Source organism: Asticcacaulis taihuensis, assembly GCF_900100255.1.
GTDB lineage: Bacteria > Pseudomonadota > Alphaproteobacteria > Caulobacterales > Caulobacteraceae > Asticcacaulis > Asticcacaulis taihuensis.
In genome coordinates this window covers 317389-335774 of sequence record NZ_FMTS01000003.1, presented here as the reverse complement: position 1 = coordinate 335774, position 18386 = coordinate 317389, and the positions used below count along the sequence as shown (strand labels likewise).

Annotated in this window: 17 protein-coding genes; 8 read left to right on the top strand and 9 right to left on the bottom strand. The window is 59.6% G+C overall.

Annotation, left to right across the window (positions count from 1 at the left end; genetic code table 11):
• Positions 1 to 158 precede the first annotated feature (158 nt).
• Positions 159 to 1964, top strand: coding sequence for a long-chain-acyl-CoA synthetase (locus tag BLO49_RS10505; protein ID WP_090648048.1), 1806 nt, complete (start codon positions 159 to 161; stop codon positions 1962 to 1964).
• Positions 1965 to 2177: 213 nt separating this feature from the next.
• Here the strand turns inward: BLO49_RS10505 and nhaA are convergent, their stop codons facing one another.
• Entirely contained in the window at positions 2178 to 3389 is a 1212-nt protein-coding gene (gene nhaA, locus BLO49_RS10500; protein WP_245678978.1) for a Na+/H+ antiporter NhaA, read from the bottom strand.
• Between the two features lie 56 nt (positions 3390 to 3445).
• On the opposite strand from nhaA, the gene BLO49_RS10495 reads away from it, so the two are divergent.
• Positions 3446 to 3814: a cystatin domain-containing protein gene (locus BLO49_RS10495; RefSeq protein WP_090648043.1), complete on the top strand. Its 369-nt coding sequence runs from the start codon at positions 3446 to 3448 to the stop codon at positions 3812 to 3814.
• The gene (locus BLO49_RS10490; RefSeq protein WP_090648040.1) at positions 3814 to 5199 is read left to right on the top strand and encodes a protein adenylyltransferase SelO family protein; all 1386 of its coding nucleotides are present in this window, start codon (positions 3814 to 3816) and stop codon (positions 5197 to 5199) included. Before BLO49_RS10495 ends, BLO49_RS10490 begins: the two co-directional genes overlap by 1 nt.
• A gap of 58 nt (positions 5200 to 5257) precedes the next feature.
• Here BLO49_RS10490 and BLO49_RS10485 read toward each other — a convergent pair whose 3' ends face one another.
• From BLO49_RS10485 to BLO49_RS10465, 5 genes are all read right to left on the bottom strand, one after another.
• Positions 5258 to 5920, bottom strand: coding sequence for a hypothetical protein (locus BLO49_RS10485; RefSeq protein WP_090648038.1), 663 nt, complete (start codon positions 5918 to 5920; stop codon positions 5258 to 5260).
• A gap of 114 nt (positions 5921 to 6034) precedes the next feature.
• Entirely contained in the window at positions 6035 to 6958 is a 924-nt protein-coding gene (locus BLO49_RS10480) for a glutaminase (RefSeq protein ID WP_090648035.1), read from the bottom strand.
• 2 nt (positions 6959 to 6960) lie between these two features.
• Positions 6961 to 7908, bottom strand: coding sequence for a class A beta-lactamase (gene bla, locus BLO49_RS10475; protein WP_090648032.1), 948 nt, complete (start codon positions 7906 to 7908; stop codon positions 6961 to 6963).
• Positions 7905 to 10007, bottom strand: a complete 2103-nt coding sequence (locus BLO49_RS10470) for a S9 family peptidase (RefSeq protein WP_090648030.1) — start codon at positions 10005 to 10007, stop codon at positions 7905 to 7907. The genes bla and BLO49_RS10470 overlap by 4 nt, the downstream gene beginning before the upstream one ends.
• 306 nt (positions 10008 to 10313) lie before the next feature.
• Positions 10314 to 10760: an SRPBCC family protein gene (locus BLO49_RS10465; protein WP_090648027.1), complete on the bottom strand. Its 447-nt coding sequence runs from the start codon at positions 10758 to 10760 to the stop codon at positions 10314 to 10316.
• Between the two features lie 96 nt (positions 10761 to 10856).
• Between BLO49_RS10465 and BLO49_RS10460 the strand changes: the two genes are divergently transcribed.
• Positions 10857 to 11552 carry a DUF1345 domain-containing protein gene (locus tag BLO49_RS10460; RefSeq protein WP_090648025.1) on the top strand — a complete coding sequence of 232 codons (696 nt, stop codon included), beginning with the start codon at positions 10857 to 10859 and terminating at the stop codon, positions 11550 to 11552.
• 60 nt (positions 11553 to 11612) lie between these two features.
• On the top strand, positions 11613 to 11888 hold the full coding sequence (locus BLO49_RS10455; RefSeq protein WP_090648022.1) for a hypothetical protein: 276 nt from the start codon (positions 11613 to 11615) through the stop codon (positions 11886 to 11888).
• A gap of 2 nt (positions 11889 to 11890) precedes the next feature.
• Here BLO49_RS10455 and BLO49_RS10450 read toward each other — a convergent pair whose 3' ends face one another.
• Together BLO49_RS10450 and BLO49_RS10445 are read right to left on the bottom strand one after the other, a co-directional pair.
• Positions 11891 to 12346 carry a response regulator gene (locus tag BLO49_RS10450; RefSeq protein ID WP_090648019.1) on the bottom strand — a complete coding sequence of 152 codons (456 nt, stop codon included), beginning with the start codon at positions 12344 to 12346 and terminating at the stop codon, positions 11891 to 11893.
• Positions 12347 to 12369: 23 nt separating this feature from the next.
• Complete coding sequence (locus tag BLO49_RS10445; protein ID WP_170828295.1) at positions 12370 to 13875, bottom strand: sensor histidine kinase; 1506 nt, start codon at positions 13873 to 13875, stop codon at positions 12370 to 12372.
• Between the two features lie 188 nt (positions 13876 to 14063).
• Between BLO49_RS10445 and BLO49_RS10440 the strand changes: the two genes are divergently transcribed.
• Together BLO49_RS10440 and rnr are read left to right on the top strand one after the other, a co-directional pair.
• Complete coding sequence (locus BLO49_RS10440; protein ID WP_090648017.1) at positions 14064 to 14534, top strand: response regulator; 471 nt, start codon at positions 14064 to 14066, stop codon at positions 14532 to 14534.
• A gap of 51 nt (positions 14535 to 14585) precedes the next feature.
• The gene (rnr, locus tag BLO49_RS10435) at positions 14586 to 16979 is read left to right on the top strand and encodes a ribonuclease R (protein ID WP_090648015.1); all 2394 of its coding nucleotides are present in this window, start codon (positions 14586 to 14588) and stop codon (positions 16977 to 16979) included.
• Positions 16980 to 17345: 366 nt separating this feature from the next.
• Here rnr and BLO49_RS10430 read toward each other — a convergent pair whose 3' ends face one another.
• Positions 17346 to 17915: a hypothetical protein gene (locus BLO49_RS10430; protein WP_090648013.1), complete on the bottom strand. Its 570-nt coding sequence runs from the start codon at positions 17913 to 17915 to the stop codon at positions 17346 to 17348.
• Positions 17916 to 18127: 212 nt separating this feature from the next.
• Between BLO49_RS10430 and rpmG the strand changes: the two genes are divergently transcribed.
• Entirely contained in the window at positions 18128 to 18295 is a 168-nt protein-coding gene (gene rpmG, locus BLO49_RS10425; protein WP_018079812.1) for a 50S ribosomal protein L33, read from the top strand.
• The last annotated feature ends 91 nt before the right edge of the window (positions 18296 to 18386 follow it).

The window sequence follows — 18386 nt, the reverse complement described above, 5'->3', positions numbered from 1 at the left end:
CATTATGGTAATTGCATGACATTATATCCTGACTTTCCGTTACGGCTGCGTCAGAGAAAATACCATCTGACACGAATTTGCGCTTTACCGGTAACGATTCGGCTATAGGTTATCTTCTATAGTAACGCCTAGAGCGAATGTACCGGGAGCTTAAGCGCATGGGTCTTGCCGCCAATATCAAGCGTGATTTCATCTTCATGAAGCGCCTGCTGCGCATCCTGAAATGGGTCAAGCCGGTCAATCCCGACTCGCACGACCTAGTGTGCGATGATTTCGAAGCCGTGGCGACGAAGTGGCCCAACAACCTGGCGGTAAAATTCGAGGGCAAGTCCCTTACCTACCAGCAGCTTGATACAATGGCCAACCGCTACGCCCACTGGGGCCGCCAGCGGGGTCTGAAAGCCGGCGATACGGTGGCGCTCTTCCTGCCCAACCGGCTGGACTATCTGGCCATCTGGCTGGGTTTCAACAAGATCGGCGTCATCACCGCCCTGATCAACAATTCCCTGACCGGCGCAGGCCTCGCCCACTGCATCAATATTTCGGTGGCCAGCCTGACCATTGTCGACCAGACGACGCGGGCTGCCTTCCAGGAAATCGAAAGCCAGATTGAGCGCCATCAGGCCCTGTGGGTGCTTGACCTGCCGCGCGAAAGCGAGACCGAGAACTGCCGCAGCCTCGATGCCGCGCTGAAGGGCGTTTCCAGCGTGAGGCCCGATCGCGCCTTCCGCAGCGGCCTGACCGCCCATAATATCGCGCTCTATATCTATACCTCCGGCACCACCGGCCTGCCCAAGGCGGCGAAGATATCCAACGCCCGCGCCCAGCTCTACATGAAGGCGTTCGCCGGCCTGACCCAGATGAAGCCGAACGAAAAGGTCTATTGCGTCCTGCCGCTTTATCATGCGACCGGCGGGCTGTGCGCCGTGGGCGCTGCTCTGCTCAATGGCGCCGGCGTGGTGCTGAAGCGCAAGTTTTCCGCCAGCCAGTTCTGGAGTGATGTCCGCGCCGAGGGCATCACCCATATCGTCTATATCGGCGAGCTGTGCCGCTACCTAGTCAATTCGCCGCCGGCGCCCAATCCGGAAGACGAGACGAAACACAAGGTTCGCATGGCCTTCGGCAACGGGATGCGGCCGGAAGTCTGGGATCATTTCAAATCGCGCTTCCGCATTAAAGAGGTCATGGAGTTCTACGGCTCGACCGAGGGCAATGTGTCGCTGTTCAACCTGGATGGCCATTCCGGCGCCATTGCCCGGGTGCCTAAAATGCTCAAGAAGAGCTTTAATGTCCGGCTGGTACGCTTTGATGTGGAAAGTGAAATGCCCGATCGCCAGCCAAACGGCCTGTGCTACGAATGTAAACCCGGCGAGATTGGCGAGGCTATCGGCCAGATCGCCGGGGATGCCCGTCATGCCTATTCCGGCTATGCCGACAAGGCCGCTTCGCAAAAGAAGATCCTGACCGATGTCTTCAAAAAGGGCGACCAGTGGTTCCGTACCGGCGACCTGATGCGCCAAGACAAGGCCGGCTATCTCTATTTCATCGACCGCATCGGCGATACCTTCCGCTGGAAGGGCGAAAACGTCTCGACCTCGGAAGTGGCGGAATATTCCGCCGCGGCGCCCGGCGTCGAAGAAGCCATCATCTATGGCGTGCCGGTACCTAACCACGACGGCAAGGCCGGCATGGCGGCAATTATCGCGCGCGAAGGCTTCGACCTGAAGATCTTTAAGAACTTCGTCGATTCAAAGCTGCCGGTGTGGGCGCGGCCGAAATTCGTGCGTATGCTGCACGATGTCGAGACCACCGGCACCTTCAAATACAAGAAGATGGACCTGATCAAGGTGGGCTATGATATCACGCAGACCACCGATCCGATCTTCGTCTGCCATGGCGACGACTATGTGCCGCTGACGGCGGAGATGATCGAAGATATCACCACGGGCAAGCTGCGGCTTTAAAATCTGCCTCCGATGACGGGGGCAGACGCTATGCCAGATAAGGGTATCCACAGATTACACAGATTACGCAGATTTTTTCAGAACTTCACTGACATGGATTTGAAGATGGTGTGGATTGCTTCCGGCGCAAAGCACCGGCTTCTAACCTGGCCCCTACTTATAAATTAACCGGCAAGGCACTGAAAAATCTGTGTAATCTGCGTAATCTGTGGATCAACCTTTTTCCTGCGATCTTTTCCGCGACAGCCACAAAGCCCCCGCGCAGCCGGACAGCAGCGATCCCAGCACCACGCCCGACTTGACCGCGATCTGGGCCGCTTCATCACCCGCCGGAAAAGCCAGCGCGCCGAGATAGAGGCTCATGGTGAAGCCGATGCCGCACAGCAGGCAGACGCCGTAAAGCTGCCAGGCCGTCGCCCCTTCCGGCATGGCGGCCAGTTTCAGGCGCATGGCCAGCCAGGCGGCGAAGAAGATGCCTAGTTGCTTCCCGGCGAAAAGCCCCAGGGTGACGCCGAGAAAGCGCGGATCGGTCAGGCTGTCCACGCCGGCGCCCGCCAGTGAGAATCCTGAGGCGGTAAAGGCAAAGAAAGGCAGGATGCCAAAGGCGACGTAAGGGTGGACATAGTGCAGCACCTGTTTCAGCACCGGTTCGCCGTTCTTTCCCGGATCGAGCGTGACGCAGAAGGCGGCCATGACTGCGACCAGGGATGGCCCCAGGCCGGATTTGATGCTCATCGCCCAGATCAACACGAACAGGACCGCGTAAAGCGGGTAAAGCACGAAGGGCGACCGGCTGACGAATTTCACCGACGCCATGACCGCCAGTAATGCCGCTACCGCCACCAGATATCCCACCTGGAATCCATGGCTGTAAAATATGCCGATGACCATGACGGCGCCGAGGTCATCGACAATCGCCAGGGTCAGGAGGAAGACGCGCAGAGAGGCCGGCAGGCTTTTCCCCACCAGTCCGAGTATGGCCAGGGCGAAGGCGATATCGGTCGCCATGGGCACAGACCAGCCACGCAGGTCGCCGCCCGGCAGGAGGTTGATCCCGGCATAGACCAGGGCTGGCACCACCATGCCGCCGATGGCCGCGATCACTGGCAGGGCCAGCTTCTGCGGACTCGAAAGCTCCCCCCGGAAAATCTCGTACTTGATCTCAAGTCCGACCACGAAGAAGAAGATGGCCATCAGCCCTTCCTTCGTCCATTCGAGCACGCTCTCATCGAGGCTCCAGCCGGGGACAGACAAGGTGAAATGGTGGTGGATGAAGCCGAAATAGCTTTCTGCGAAGGGTGAGTTGGCCCAGACGACAGCCACGATGGCGCAGATAGCCAGAATCGAGCCCGATCCGGCCTCGGTCTTGAGGAATTCGAGCAGCGACTTGTTCAGGACTATGTTTTTGGGGGCAGGCATTTTCATGATGGATTTCTAACAGCCGCAGGCGTTATATCCAAGCAAAACCGGATGCAAAAACCATGATATTACCGCGCCTGACCCTGATATTACCCGCCCTGCTGATCGCCACGGCCGCCAATTCCCAAACACCGGCGCAAGAACCACTCCCGATCGTCGGCGGTTTTCAGAAGGCTTCCATTGAGGATGCCGAAATCAGGGCCGTCGCTGATTTCGCCGTCTCCGCCGCACCGAAAAAGGTCAGGCTGGATAAGATCATTTCAGCCCGCCAGCAGATCGTCGCCGGCGTCAATTACAGCCTGTGCCTGAGCGTCAAGCCGGAAAGGATCGGCCTGCTCGCCGGAGGTAAATTCGTGGCCGCCAAGGTGTTCCGCGACCTGAACCGGAATTATCAACTGACGTCCTGGCAGGCCGTGAAAACCTGCAACTGATGTCTTACCGCCCCGCGCCCCGGCTGGAACAAAGCCCGCTTGCCCTGCATGATCCGGTCGCTGCCGCCAATTTCCCGCAGACGATTCTGCGTTACCGCAACCAGCGGGCATCGCAGTCGGTCGGTTTGGAAACCTTGAGCGATGCCAAATGGATCACCCATTTCGGCCGTTTTCAGCCTCTGCCCGACAATCAGCCGGTCCCACTGGCCCTGCGTTATCATGGCCATCAGTTCCGCCACTATAATCCCGATCTCGGCGATGGCCGCGGCTTCCTGTTCGCGCAACTGCTGGATGATCATGATCGCCTGCTTGATCTTGGCACCAAGGGCTCCGGCACTACCCCTTATTCGCGTGGCGGCGATGGCCGGCTGACCCTGAAAGGTGGGGTGCGGGAAGTACTGGCCACCGCCATGCTTGAGGCGCTCGGCGTTCCGACCTCGAAGTCGTTTTCCCTGATCGAGACCGGCGAGCAACTGGTGCGTGGAGACGAGCCCTCGCCTACGCGCTCGTCGGTGCTCGTTCGTCTGAGCCACAGCCATGTCCGCTTCGGCACCTTCGAGCGCCTGGCCTACCGCAATGAGATCGAAACCCTGCGCGACCTGGTCGCCTTTGTCCAGGCCAATTACTATCCCGAATGCAGCGATGCGGCGACACTATTCGATGCCGTGGTGACACAGACTGCCAGACTGACCGCAAGCTGGATGGCGGCCGGCTTTGTCCATGGCGTGCTCAATACCGACAATATGAACATCACCGGCGAGAGCTTCGATTACGGCCCCTACCGCTTCCTGCCGTATTATGATCCAAATTTCACCGCCGCCTATTTCGATCATAGCGGGCTTTACGCCTATGGCCGCCAGCCCGATGCCGTGCTGTGGAACCTCGGCCAGTTGGGCCGTTGCCTGACCCTGATCAGCGAGCTAGAACCGCTGATTGCCAGCTTCAATGATTTCAATAGGCGTTATGAACAGGAACTGGGCCTGGCCATCTGCCGGCGGCTAAATCTGACACCTCAGCCTGATAACGCCCTACTGGCTACCGCCTTATATGATTTCCTTGCCACGCTGCGCAGTGACGGCAGCTTCGAGGGCCTTTTTTACGATTGGTTCGGTGGCATCCTGAGCGAAATGCGCGCCCTTTCCGGTCCACGCGCCGCCAGCTACACCGGCGAGGTTTTCACCGCCTTCCATGACATGTTGAAAACCTATGATACAGCCGCACCGGAAAAGCTTGATCATCCGCGCTTCAAACAGGCCGATCCGGAAACCCTGCTGATTGACGAAATCGAAGCCATCTGGGCGCAGATTGCGCTGGAGGACGACTGGGCGCCCTTCGAGGCCAAACTGGCCGCCATCGAAGAGTACCGGCAGTCATTGGCATTGTAAAAAAGACGCCGGATAGTCATTTCATCCGGCGTCTTTTCGGCTTGCCCTCTCAAGGGTGTCAGCGACGGTTCCAGCGGCCGCGTTCTTCGCCATTGCGGGCGTAATAGCGCTCGCGGTCGTTATAACGGTCACGGTCATAATCCTCGCGGCCGTAATCGGAACGCTCGCGGCTCATCCAGCCATCCCGATCGTTTCGGGAGCGATAGCCGCTGGCATCCTCTTGCCTGGCGTAGCGAGCCTGATTGCCTCGGCGTATTTCGCGTTCATCGGCACGCTGGTAGTCGTTATATTGGTAGCGATAATCGGGTTCACGATTTTCCCAATGCTTGCGATGACCGGCGCGACGCTCATCATCGCGTTCATCCCGATACCCCATTTGATTATAATACGTACGGTCGTCGCTTTGATACTCATGATCATTTCTACCGGCATTGTGGAAGCCCCGGCGCTCGTCGCCATAACCCGGCACAAGGTCGCGGCGGTAATAGGCATCCGGCTCGCGGTCATAACGGTCACGGTTGCGATAATCATATTCCCTGTCCAGGGAACGCATGTCACGGTCATCACGGCGGTCGCGCCATTCCTGGGGATCATCCCTCAGGCTGCGCTGGACGCTGACATCGTCATCATCCCTGTTCCACGGCGCGACTTGGGGCGTATAGGCGCGGCCGACCATATTGGTGCCGCCGGTGTTGTCGTTGATGTTGTAGTTTCTGGGCATGGGAGTCTCCTGATCGCCTGATCCGCGTATGTCCTCAGATGTCAGGAGAGTTTAGGCGCGGCTCTGTAAGATTGGCATCCCGATGGCGGGGTCAACCATAAAGGTTTGGCAAAGTTACAGTACAGAGCAGTTGGTCAGTTGCGCGAAATATTCCAGCGCCGCCGTGCCGACCACGCTCGAGCCGAACCTGTCCAGTTCCGGCGACCAGACAGCGATGGTCGCCTGTCCCGGCACCACCGCCAGGATACCACCGCCGACGCCGCTCTTGGCCGGCAGGCCGACGCGATAGGCAAAGGAGCCGACGCTGTCATAGGTGCCGCAGGTCAACAGCAGCGCATTCAGCCTGCGGGTCAGGCGCGAGGGAAAGATGGTCTCCTCGGCAATGGGCGAGAAGCCATCCGCCGCCAGAGGCAGGGCAGCGCGTGCCAGTTGCCGGCAGGAGATGGTGATGGCGCATTGCCGGCAATAGGCGGCAATCACCGCCTCGACTTCGTGCGTTATGGTGCCAGCGCCGCGCATCAGATTGGCGATGGCGCGGTTCTTGTGGGCGGTGTCGATCTCCGACTGCGCCACCGCCTCGTCGATCTCAAGCTGCGAGCCGCTCAACATGCCGATGAAATCGCGCACCAGCAGTTCCGGCGCCTTGACCGTATCGAGCAGGATATCGGTGATCGCCAGGGCACCGGCATTGATAAAGGGATTGCGCGGCACGCCGTGCTCGTATTCGAGCTGGGAGAGGAAGTTGAAAGGCGTGCCCGAAGGCTCCTTGCCGACGCGCGTCCACACCTCATCGCCGATCTGGTTCAACGCCAGGCCGAGCGCGAACAGCTTGGTGATCGATTGCGCCGAAAACGGTTCGTCGGCATCGCCAATGACATGCTCGCCGCCGGAGACGGTGCAGACCGCCATACCGAACTTGTTCGGATCGACACCAGCCAGTTGCGGAATATAGTCGGCCGGCCGCCCCTTGCCGAACTGCGGCCGCACCATCAGCGCCACCTCGGCCAGCACATCGTCGATCGAAACGCCTGATTTCATGGTCAGGACGATGCGCTGGATGCGTCCGCCTTGTCCAGTGTTTCGACGAAATTCAGAGTATCAAAGACGAGCCTGGTGATGTCGGCGATGACCGCATTGCGGCCATCGGCATCGAGCGAGCCGCCGGAGGTATAGATCGACAGGAAGACCGGCGGCCTATTGGGCAGCCAGATGACCCCGACATCATTGGTGGCGTTGTTGGCGCCGGTGCCGGTCTTGTCGGCCACCACCGCGCCTTTGGGCACGCCGGCGCGGATGCGGGCATCGCCGGTAGAGGTGGCGACCATCCAGTCTTTCAGCGATTTGAGGCTCTCGGGCTTGAGAACCGAGCCGGTAAAGACCATACGCAGCAAGGTGCTCATCGCTTCCGGCGTCGTGGTATCCTTCTCGTCGCCGTCGATATTCGTGTTGAGCGAGGGCTCGGTGCGGTCGAAGCGCGTGACCGTATCACCCGGCCCCCGGACAAAGGTGGTCAGTCCAGCCGGACCGCCAATGAGGGGAAACAGCAGGTTGGCGGCCGTATTGTCACTCAGAGAGACCGCCGCCAGACACAGCTCACCAATGGTCATCTGGCCCTTGGCGACATTGGCCGTCGTGGTCGGGGCGTATTCGAGCAAATCCTTTTTGCCGTACCTGACCGGATCGGACAGGTTGAGCTTGCCCTGGTCGACCTGCTGGAGGATGGCCGCCGCCAGCACCCATTTAAAGGTCGAGCACATGGCGAAGTGATCGTTTGACTGAATGCTCAAAGAGCCATTGGCCTCGGCATTGGCGGTCGAGGTGCCGGTCAGGGCAGATACCCCGACCCGGCCGCCGTGGCGTTTCTGGATCTCGATCATGCGCTGGGCAAACCCAAGCGCCTGCGTCACCTTTTCAGAACAGCCACTCAAAGAACCGCCAAGGGCCAGCGCGGCCCCGCCACTGACGATAAGACCGCGCCGGGAGATCATTTTGCACCTTCGGACTTGGCACCGATGTGGGTATCGAGCCAGTTGAAGACTGTGTCATGCCACTTCAGCGAATTGGCCGGCTTGAGCACCCAGTGGTTTTCATCCGGGAAGCGCAGGAATTCCGACTCGATGCCCTGGCGCTGGAGCGCCGTGAAGGCGCCGATGCCCTGTTCGACGGGTATGCGGTAATCCTTGTCGGAATGGACGATCAGCATAGGCACCGACCAGTCTTTCGCATGTAGCGCCGGGTTGAAGTCATCATATTTGGCGGGATCATCGTAGATGATGCCGCCATGTTCCCATTCTTCGAACCATAGTTCTTCGGTGGAATAGCCCATCGAGCGCGAATCGAAGACGCCATCATGCGTCACCAGACATTTCCAAGGCTCTTTCCAGTTGCCCGCGATCCAGTTGACCATGAAGCCGCCATAGGAGGCGCCGAGCGCACAGGCGCGGTTGCCATCCAGGAAGGCATACTTGGCCAGCGCGTAATCCCAGCCGTTTTGCAGGTCTTCCAGCGGACGGTCGCCCCAGTGCCGCGAGATGGCGTCCTCGAAGGCCTGGCCGTAGCCGGTCGAACCGTGGAAATCGATCATCACCACCGCATAGCCGGCGCCGGCATAGGTCTGCGGGTTCCAGCGGTAGGACCAGCCGTCACCGAAGGAGCCCTGCGGTCCGCCGTGGATCAGGAAGGCGACCGGATAAGACTTGCCCTCTTCGTAGTCAACCGGCTTGATGACATAGCCGTGGACATCCTCGTTATTCCAGCCCTTGAAGCTGAACTGCTGGTACTGGCCGGTGGTCAGGCCGTCGAGCACAGCATCGAACTTCGTCAGGTTGGTGGCGCCGTCATCGATGAAGGCGGCCTTCGGCTTGGCCTGATAGAAGGTCGAGGGACGGTTCAGGCTGTCTTGCAGGAAAACCATACCGCGCGGGGTCTCGGCATAGGCGCTGGTATGGCCGGATTTGGTCAGCGGGGTCACCTTACCGGTCTTGACGTCGACGCGGAAGAGGATGTGCTTGCCAACGTCATCGGCATCGACCAGCAGGCTCTTGCCGTCCTTCGACCACTGCATCCCGGCGACCGAACGATCCCAGTCGGGCGCCAGTTCGCGGGCCTGGCCGTCTTCGCCCATCAGCATAATGCCGAAGCGGTCGGCCTCGAAGCCGGGGCGTTTCATGGCGAGATAGGCCACCGTCTTGCCATCGGGCGAGACACGCGGCGTGCCGTCCCAGGCCTTGTTATCGGTCGTGTGGTCGGTGAGCGCGCCACCGGTGATCGGCACCGAATAGATATCGAAATTGGTGCTCCATGGTTCGGACTTGCCGGCTTCGCGCGCCGAGAACCAGACGGTCTTGGAATCCGGGCTGATGGTGTAGTCGGCCTCGTCGCCATAAGGCTTGGAAGGCACGTCGCCGTCATAGCCGTCGGTCAGGGCCACGGCATCGCCGCCCGCCATCGGCACGTAGAACAGGTGGTTGCGGGTGCCGTCGGCCCAGGTGTCCCAGTGGCGGACGAAGATCTTGTCATAGACCGTGCCGGAGGACTTGTCCGCTTTACGGTCGGTCTGTTTCTGGACGGTACAGGCGATCTCCTGGCCCTTGCATTCCGGGAAGACGGCGAGACCGACGACGAGCCCCTTACCATCCGGGGCAATCTGGTAGGCTTGCACGTCGAGCGGTAGGTGCGTGACCTGGGTGGCGGTGGCACCGGTCAGGTCGGTCTTCCATACCTGGTCCGTGCCGCCCTCGCCGCGACCGGAGATGAAGTAGATGGCGCCATCCGGTCCGAACTGGGCATTGGAGGCGCCGCCTTCGGAAACCGCCAGCTTGATTTCCGGCTTGGCAGGCTGGCTCAAGTCCTTCAGCCAGATCGAATTGACGCCCTTGTTCTTGTCCATATCGGTGACGCGAATACTGAGCACGGCGTAGCGGCCGGTCGGATCGAGCTTGAAACTGTTGATCCGGTCCAGCTTGATCATCTCGCTGTAGGTCAGGGGGGCGGCCAAAGAAACGCCGGGAAGCGCGACTCCCGCCAGTGCAGCCAGCGAAACCGAACCGGCCAGCAGCACAGCCGTGAATTTGGATTTGAGGAACATGGACCAACCTGTGTCGTTTGTTACGATTGGTACGTGTTAAAGACCCCTTTGGCCGACTTGTCGAGCGCCGGGGCGAAAACATTGCCGAATTTTAATGTTGGCTGCCGCTCTTCCGGCGATAGCGGTAGCATGCGGTTATCCTCAATATCTGAGTCGTCTGTGGATTAAAAAACAAGACTTTTTGCGCGCCCTGCCGCTGACAGAATGGCTATCCACAGATTACACAGATGTCCCGGATCATCTCACGCTACCGCTATCACCGGTGCCTGCTGCATCTATAACCCGTCGGCGTGAGATATAAACCTTCTAAGCCGCTTCCTTCGCCAGCAGGGCGCGGATGTTTTCCATGGTCTGGATGGTCTGTTTCGGCAGCTTCATTTTGAACATCGGCGACATCAGCTTGGCCATGAACGAATGCGGGGTGATGTCGATATGGTGCGTCAGGCGCGTGCCTTCGCCATTGGGCTCCATGCGGAATTCGACAATGACCTGCATCATCTTATCATAATAGCGATAGGCCATATGGCGGTCTTCTTCATAGGCGGTGATCACGCCATCCATCAGGCCGTGGCGACCGCCCTCGCAATAGGCGTAACGCAGCTTGTCGCCCACCTTGTTGGGGCCCGAACCCTGCTTGGCCACCCCTTCGCAACGCTTGAGCCAGAGCGGCACTTTTGAATAATCGGCCAGAAGCGTAAACACCTGATGCGGGGATTGCGGCAAATCGATACCATGCTGAAAACTGATCGCCATGAACGGACCCTGTTCCTCCCCGGAAAGGTAAAATTGACAAACGCCGGATCGGAGAGCCTAACATAGGCCGGCCAACTGACAAGTGCTTAGAGTCTCATGACACCCGCAAAAACCGGCTTCTTCGATCTTCATGTCATCCGCTATCTGCGCCACAAGCCGCAATTGCTCCTGTCGGTCGCCATGGGGCTTGCCGTACTGGCCGGCTGCCTGTTTCTGACGCCGCTGAACGGCATCACGGCCTCCCTGATCGCCTGGAACAGCTTTGCCGTATTTTATATCCTCATCTCGCTGCACGCCATGATGACGGCGAACCATGAGACCCTGAAAAGCCACGCCCACCTTTACGACGACGGCGAAGGGGTGATTCTGCTGGTCTCGATCCTGGCGGTCATATTGAGCTTCGTCGCCATCGTCGGCGAACTGGCCACCACGCAGACCGTCAGCAATCCGGTCAAGGCGTGGCATATCGCCCTCTCCGGCCTGACCCTTGTCAGTTCATGGACCTATATCCACCTCGCCTTCACCTTCCACTACGCGCACGGCTATTATGCCGAACTGCCGCGCAATAAAGGCAAGGCCGGCCTGATATTTCCAGGTACGGATGCTCCGCACTATATGGACTTTCTCTATTTCGCCTTCGTGATCGGCACGTCCGGCCAGACAGCGGATGTCGATTTCGCCACCACCGACATGCGGCGTATCGGCCTGATCCACTGTGTTTCGGCCTATCTGTTCAATGCCACCGTCCTGGCGCTGACCATAAATATCGCCGCATCACTGATATCGAAATAACACTGTAACCCTTTCGATACCTCCGGCGTATTACAACGATCGGATCTCGGAGCGAACAGAATGGCGATCAGCGGAGATTACCCTCACCCGGTGACGGTCAATGGCTATAGTTGCAAGAACTGCACGGACGTTGACTACGCCAGAAAGCATATCGACCCGGCGCATCCGAAGTCCGGCCCTTACGGCGTCAATGCGAAAACGGACCCGACCGTCAAGACCGAGACGGCCTTTCATTTCGGCGGCGGACTGTCAGGTATCGAGCCATCACAGGGCGGCGCACCAGCACCCTCAATCTCGGCGGCCGGACCGGGCGCACAGATCAATATTCTGGCCTGAGCCTATTCCGGCGAAGGCAGCACGGCCAGCACAAAGAAGAACTGCTCGATCGACCGCACCACATCGCTGAAGTTTTCCAGATTGAATGGCTTGACGATATAGGCATTGGCGTGAAGGCCGTAGCTCCCGGCAATATCCGGCGGCGCCGATGAACTGGAGAGAATGATCACCGGGATATGGCGCAGCACGTCGTCGGTCTTGATCTCCGCCAGCACATCCTTGCCGCTCATCATCGGCAGGTTGAGATCGAGCAGGATGATGTCCGGCAGGCGGAGGCCGGCATATTCCCCTTCTCGCCTAAGCATGGCCAGGGCCTTCTCACCGGTTTCGGCCACGGTCAGATTGTTCTCGATCTCGGCCTGGCGAAAGGCGCGCGCCGCCAGCAGAGCATCGCCGCGATTGTCCTCGACCAGCATGATCTCGGCCGGACGCCCTTCCCGAATAAGCAGATTGGCCATCGTCTATCTCCCAGATGCGCAGCTTACTCGGATTTCGGATTTTTCGGAATGGTGAAAAAGAAGGTACTGCCTGTATCCGGCTCGGAAACCGCCCAGATGCGGCCGCCATGGCTTTCAACGATCTTCCGGCACACCGACAGGCCCAGGCCGGAGCCCTGAATGCCTTCCCAGCTATGCAGCCGTCGGAAAGGCTCGAATATCTGATCGATAAAGGCGTCTTCTATGCCCATGCCGTTGTCCCGCACGGATATCCGCCAGTAATCGCCATCGTCCTCGCAGCCGACATGAACGACCGGCAGCCGCCGCGGTTTCTGGTATTTGATGGCGTTGGCGATCAGGTTCTGCATCAGGCGCATCAGTTGCACGCCATTGCCACAAATGACAGGCAGCGGGTCATAGGTGATGACCGCCTGGCTTTCCTTCGTCAGGGTGCGCAAATTCTCCAGCACATGGGCCAGTTCAACGCGCAGGTCGACCTTATCGTAGCGTCCGCTATCCTTGTCGAGCCGGGCATATTCGAGCAGGTCCTGGACCATGTCGCGCATACGCCCTGCCGAATCGCCGATGATCTTCAGGTATTCGCGGCCGTCGTCATCCAGCTTGTCGGCATAGTCATGGGCGATGATCTGGCTGAAATTGAGCACCATGCGCAGCGGCTCCTGCATGTCGTGCGAGGCGACATAGGCGAAGCGCTCCAGCTCGGTATTGGAATCGGTCAGGCGTTTCAGCAGTTTCTGCCGCGCCGCCTCGGCCTGCTTGGCCTTGGTAATATCGCGGATGATGCCGGTATAGTGCGGCTTGCCGTCAACCTCGAAGGCGCTGACCGAAAGGTCGGCGGAAAAGGCCGTACCGTCCTTGCGCCTTGCCTGTACGGCCCGCGCGCCGGCATCGATCGGCAGATATTCGCTGACATAACGGTCGTGCTCGGTATAGGTCGGGTCCGGCATCAGCAGCGAAATGGGCCGGCCGATCACTTCACTGGCCTGATAACCGAACATATCCTCGCAGGCGGCATTGAAGCTGTGGATGCGGTCGTGTTCGTCAATGGTGATGACGCCGTCCAGCACATTGTCGATCACCGCCCGGCTGGCTTCCTCGGTCTGTCGGTAGAGGCTTTCCAGGGCCTCATTGGCCTGGGAAAGCTGCTGCGGGCTGGGCTGGGTCAGGGCGCGCGGCACGGTGAGCAGAACCGCCACCAGGCACCACAGCGAAATGCCGGCATAGATGAGCCGGAACAGGCCCGAGGCCAGGTAATCGGTGTGCCAGATCAGCCAGATATCACTGAGCGCCAGCACCCCCGCCAATCCGCTCAGGACCGCGAAGATCATGTAAAGGTTGCGCATCGACAGGTCGCGGCGCTTCGTGCGGATATATAAAAGCGCCCAGCCCAACCCGAAGGCGGAAAGCCCGATGCCGAGGTCGGACAGCACATGCAGCCACAATATGCCCGGCTGCCACAGGAAACCGGCGCCGTGCGGCATGAAGGTGCCCATGGTATGATGGATGTCGCCCAATGTCTTCCCCGGCATCAAGTCCGCCTCTTCCCACGCCTTCATAACATGAACGCAAGCCTTGCGCTTAAAAAACAGGTTTACGCCGAAGCGCTCTTTGAGGGTAAGTCCTGATTTTGAATGCACAAGGTTAATGGATTACCGCTTGCGGGCCTGTCGAAAATCGGACACCTTCGGCCAAACTGGACTGGGGAGGACAGAGTCGCATGAGCCGGATCGCAGACAGGGCGCGCACTGCACAGGTATTGCTTGTCGAGGATAACCGCGGTGATGCCGTGCTCACCCGGCGGGCCTTCAAACGCGCCAACCTGGCCAGCGACATCCTGGTGGCGGAGACCGGCGAAAAGGGTCTGAGTATCCTGCGCCGCGAAGGCGAACACGCCGAGGCCGCCCGGCCCGACCTGATCCTGCTCGACCTCAACCTGCCGCACATGCACGGCCAGGATTTCCTGCAAACCGTCAAAGAAGATCCGTCGTTCAAGCGTATCCCCGTGATCGTGCTGTCGAGTTCCAGCGCCGACATGGATATTACCGACAGCTACGACCATCATGCCAATGGTTACATCACCAAGCCGCTGGATGCCGACACCTATGACGATATCGTAACACGCATCGAACAGTACTGGTTCACCCTGATGCAGTTGCCGCCCGACCAGCCGCCGCCGGCCTATAGTTAAATCTTTTACGGGGGATGGTGTCCCGTTTGAGTCTCGCTTACATTAGAGGCAATGACAAAGCTCCCCCGCATTCCACGCGCCGCCAAAGCCCCTCATCCGCAAAAACCTGTCGTATTCCGGCCCTCCAAGGGCCTGCCTGACGACCAGACCCTGCTTGACGCCCTGGCAGCTTCAACTGAGATCAATGTCGGCGATCTGGCCAAACAGTTCGGTCTCAAGGGCGATGATCGGCGGGCCCTGCGGCAGCGCCTGAAGGCACTCAGCGAGGAAGGCCGCCTGCACAAAAGCGGCCGCAAATCGTTCGGTGCCCTGGGCGCCCTGCCCGATACCGGCGTCTGCGAAGTGGTCGAGCGCGATATCGATGGCGAACTGTGGGTACGCTGGGGCAAGACTGACCCCAAGAACCCGTCACCGCTGGCCCGACTGGCGCCCCTTAAGCCGTCGGCCGCCCAGACGCCGCCGGCCATGGGCGACCGCATCTATGTCCGCTTCGAGCAGACCTCGGATGGCTGGGTGGCCCACCTGATCAAGGTGCTCGACCAGGGCGCGCCCAAGCTGGTCGGGGTGGTGCGCATCGGCCGGTCACGCAAGGGGCCAAAGGAATACCGCCTAGAATCGGTCAATCGCAAGGAAAAGTCTAGCTTCACCCTGACCGGCGGCAATCTCGACACGCTGGAAGATGGCGACGTGGTGATCGCCGCGCCGGTCGGCGGCGTCCACAAATATGGCCCGAAGCCCGCGCGCGTGCTGGAGGTCATCGGCAAGGAGGATAGTCCGAAAATCGCCTCGGTCATGGCCATCCACAGCCACGGCCTGCCCATCGGCTTCCAGTCCATCACCGAGGACGAGGCGAAAACCGCCGAACCGCCGACGCTTGGCAAGCGCACCGACCTGCGCGACCTGCCCTTTGTCACCATTGACCCCGTGGATGCCAAGGACCATGACGACGCCGTTTATGCCCACGCCGACGACGATCCCGCCAATCCGGACGGTCATGTCGTCTGGGTGGCCATTGCCGACGTCGCCTCCTACGTCACCTCCGGTTCGTCGCTCGACCGCGATGCCCGCGACAAGGGCAATTCGACCTATTTCCCCGACCGCGTCGAGCCCATGCTGCCGCACGTCCTCTCTTCTGGCCTGTGCTCGCTACAGGAAGGCGAGAACCGCGCCACGCTTGCCGTGCGCATGGTCTTCAATGCCGCCGGCAAGAAGATCAGCCACAAGTTCTTGCGCGGCCTGATGCGTTCGGCCGCCAAGCTTTCCTATGAACAGGCGCAGGCCGCCATCGACGGCAATCCGGACGACAAGACCGGGCCGATCCTGGATGCCCTGTTGAAGCCATTGTGGGCCGCCCATGCCTGCCTGACGCGCGGTCGCAATATCCGCCAGCCCCTGCACATCACCTCGCCGGAGCGCCGTGTAAAGCTCGACGCCGACGGCAATGTCATTTCCATCGAACAGCGCGTCTCGCTCGACGCCATGCAGTTGATCGAGGAAATGATGATCCAGGCCAATGTTTCGGCGGCCGAGGAACTGCAAAAACACAAAACGCCGCTGGTCTACCGCGTCCACGAAACGCCTTCGCTGGAAAAGGTCGGCAACCTGGCCGATTTCCTGCAAACTATCGGTCTGCCCTGGAACAAGGGCGAGCCGCCACGCACGGAGCGCTTCAACGCCCTACTCGACAGCCAGAAGGACGGACCGCACGCCGAGATCATCAACGAGGTCGTTCTGCGCACCCAGATGCAGGCGCACTATTCGCCGGAAAACTACGGCCACTTCGGGCTCAATCTCGACAACTACGCCCACTTCACCTCGCCGATCCGCCGCTATGCCGACCTGATCGTGCATCGCGGCCTGATCCGAGCGCTGAAACTGGGCGATGACGGCATGACCGACTACGAGATCAAGACCCTCTCCGATACCGCCGAGCACATCACCGCCACCGAGCGCCGCTCCATGCAGGCCGAGCGCGAGGCCATAGAGCGCTATGTGGCCGCCTTCCTGCATGACAAGGTAGGCGCCACCTTCGCCGGCCGTATCGTCGGGGTGACGCGCTTTGGCCTGTTCGTGAAACTGACCGATACTGGCGCCGACGGGATCATCCCCGTGTCATCTCTGGGTAACGACTATTTCGTCCATGACGATGTGCAGCACGCCCTGATCGGCGAGCGCAGTGGCGAACGCTGGCGCCTGGGCCGGCAGATCGAGGTGGAACTGATCGAGGCCATGCCGATTACCGGTGGGCTGGTTTTCAAAATGCTGAGCGAACCGGAAGCGGCCGATCCAAATGCGCCGAAACCGCGCCTGGGCGTGCGTGGCCGGGGACCAGGCTATCAGACGCGCGGGAAAGGCCCTCAGAAGGCCGGCTTCCGCGACAAAACGATGAAGTCCGGCGGCCCGAAGCATGGCGTCAAGAACATGAAGAAAAAGAAGAATCGGTAGGGCTATCCGCAGATTACGCAGATTGCGCAGATTTTTCAGTGCTTCACATGCAACTGGCCGGATTCCTTACGCCGAAGGCGCCTCGCGCAGTTCCATAGGTTACACCTTAAGACACTGAAAAATCTGCGCAATCTGCGTAATCTGCGGATATATCTTCTCTCGCCTGAAACTCGTCTCCGGCGATAGCGGTAGCATGAGACCGGAAAGAACATCTGTGTCATCTGTGGATACCCTTCCTGCGGTCGTCGGAGCGCGCGTGGTAGTCCGTTTTTTGATCCACAGATTACACAGATGTTCAGGATCATCACACGCTACCGCTATCGCCGGAGAGTGGAGTGGACCATTTCCGCTTCGCAGAGAGTCGTTTTACCGGAACGTATAGCTCTGCTTTTCCAGGGTCAGATCACCGCCCGACGCGCGCATGGAGAGCTGTTTGATGCCGGCATCAAGCTGTATGTCGTGACTCTCCATGGCTTCCAGTCCGGTGACCGGGTTCTTACCATAAAGATCGAAGGTGACGCGATTGCCGTTGGTCCAGTGGATACGCAGGTCGAAATCATCACCCGGCTTGGGCGACATCTTATAGCCCTGCACCGCCTCCTCGCCCGTGCCGCCAACCTTGGTGACCCCGGCCTGAAGCTTGCCGTCCTCGGTGGCGGTAAAGGTCAGGGCCGCTGCCTCCCCCGCCTCGTCATCGATGGAGAGGCCGAACGCCGCCGTGGCGCAATTGTCATCGGCGCATTTCAGGCGCACGACCAGATCGACACGGGTGACATCGGTCAGCGGATCGGACTTCGCCGTATTGCTCTCGCCCGCCGCCGCGCTCAGGCTGAGGGGCACTGGGGACTGATAGCCGGTCGGCTTGTCGGCGGCGAAAGCCGGCATAGCCAGAATCAGTCCGGAGATAACAAGACCGGCGGCGAGAAGTCGTTTCATGGATTTGTCCCGAAAACAGCAAAGATGCGCGCAGATAGCTTGACCTTCACGGCAAAAATGCGTCTATGCCGGTCTGACTGCGAAAAAACGCCTGTTAGCTTCATTTGTCCATTGACTTATGACGTTCTGTGAGTATTTTCCGCCCCTCTCGTTTATTTGCGTTCCATGACAGATGTTTTTGGTCCGCACCCGAACCTTAAGGACTTTAAGTCATGGCAAAGCCAGCCTCCATCAAGATCCGCCTGAACTCGACGGCGGACACCGGCTTCTTCTACGTGACGAAGAAGAACGCCCGCACGAAGACCGAAAAGATGGTGCTGAAAAAGTACGATCCGGTCGTGCGCAAGCACGTCGAATTCAAAGAAGGCAAGATTAAGTAATCTAAGCCTCTGAACGTTTGTCCTTCGGCATCCCCCCGCCGGAGGGCTTTTAAGGAAGCCGCGCCCAGAGTTCCCCCTATACTCGGCGCGG

What these genes read in the sequence shown, in the direction of transcription:
- BLO49_RS10505 (WP_090648048.1), top strand. Translation starts at nt 159, where the DNA reads ATGGGTCTTGCCGCCAATATCAAGCGTGATTTCATCTTCATGAAGCGC.
- nhaA (WP_245678978.1), bottom strand. Translation starts at nt 3,389, where the DNA reads ATGAAAATGCCTGCCCCCAAAAACATAGTCCTGAACAAGTCGCTGCTC.
- BLO49_RS10495 (WP_090648043.1), top strand. Translation starts at nt 3,446, where the DNA reads ATGATATTACCGCGCCTGACCCTGATATTACCCGCCCTGCTGATCGCC.
- BLO49_RS10490 (WP_090648040.1), top strand. Translation starts at nt 3,814, where the DNA reads ATGTCTTACCGCCCCGCGCCCCGGCTGGAACAAAGCCCGCTTGCCCTG.
- BLO49_RS10485 (WP_090648038.1), bottom strand. Translation starts at nt 5,920, where the DNA reads ATGCCCAGAAACTACAACATCAACGACAACACCGGCGGCACCAATATG.
- BLO49_RS10480 (WP_090648035.1), bottom strand. Translation starts at nt 6,958, where the DNA reads ATGAAATCAGGCGTTTCGATCGACGATGTGCTGGCCGAGGTGGCGCTG.
- bla (WP_090648032.1), bottom strand. Translation starts at nt 7,908, where the DNA reads ATGATCTCCCGGCGCGGTCTTATCGTCAGTGGCGGGGCCGCGCTGGCC.
- BLO49_RS10470 (WP_090648030.1), bottom strand. Translation starts at nt 10,007, where the DNA reads ATGTTCCTCAAATCCAAATTCACGGCTGTGCTGCTGGCCGGTTCGGTT.
- BLO49_RS10465 (WP_090648027.1), bottom strand. Translation starts at nt 10,760, where the DNA reads ATGGCGATCAGTTTTCAGCATGGTATCGATTTGCCGCAATCCCCGCAT.
- BLO49_RS10460 (WP_090648025.1), top strand. Translation starts at nt 10,857, where the DNA reads ATGACACCCGCAAAAACCGGCTTCTTCGATCTTCATGTCATCCGCTAT.
- BLO49_RS10455 (WP_090648022.1), top strand. Translation starts at nt 11,613, where the DNA reads ATGGCGATCAGCGGAGATTACCCTCACCCGGTGACGGTCAATGGCTAT.
- BLO49_RS10450 (WP_090648019.1), bottom strand. Translation starts at nt 12,346, where the DNA reads ATGGCCAATCTGCTTATTCGGGAAGGGCGTCCGGCCGAGATCATGCTG.
- BLO49_RS10445 (WP_170828295.1), bottom strand. Translation starts at nt 13,875, where the DNA reads ATGCCGGGGAAGACATTGGGCGACATCCATCATACCATGGGCACCTTC.
- BLO49_RS10440 (WP_090648017.1), top strand. Translation starts at nt 14,064, where the DNA reads ATGAGCCGGATCGCAGACAGGGCGCGCACTGCACAGGTATTGCTTGTC.
- rnr (WP_090648015.1), top strand. Translation starts at nt 14,586, where the DNA reads ATGACAAAGCTCCCCCGCATTCCACGCGCCGCCAAAGCCCCTCATCCG.
- BLO49_RS10430 (WP_090648013.1), bottom strand. Translation starts at nt 17,915, where the DNA reads ATGAAACGACTTCTCGCCGCCGGTCTTGTTATCTCCGGACTGATTCTG.
- rpmG (WP_018079812.1), top strand. Translation starts at nt 18,128, where the DNA reads ATGGCAAAGCCAGCCTCCATCAAGATCCGCCTGAACTCGACGGCGGAC.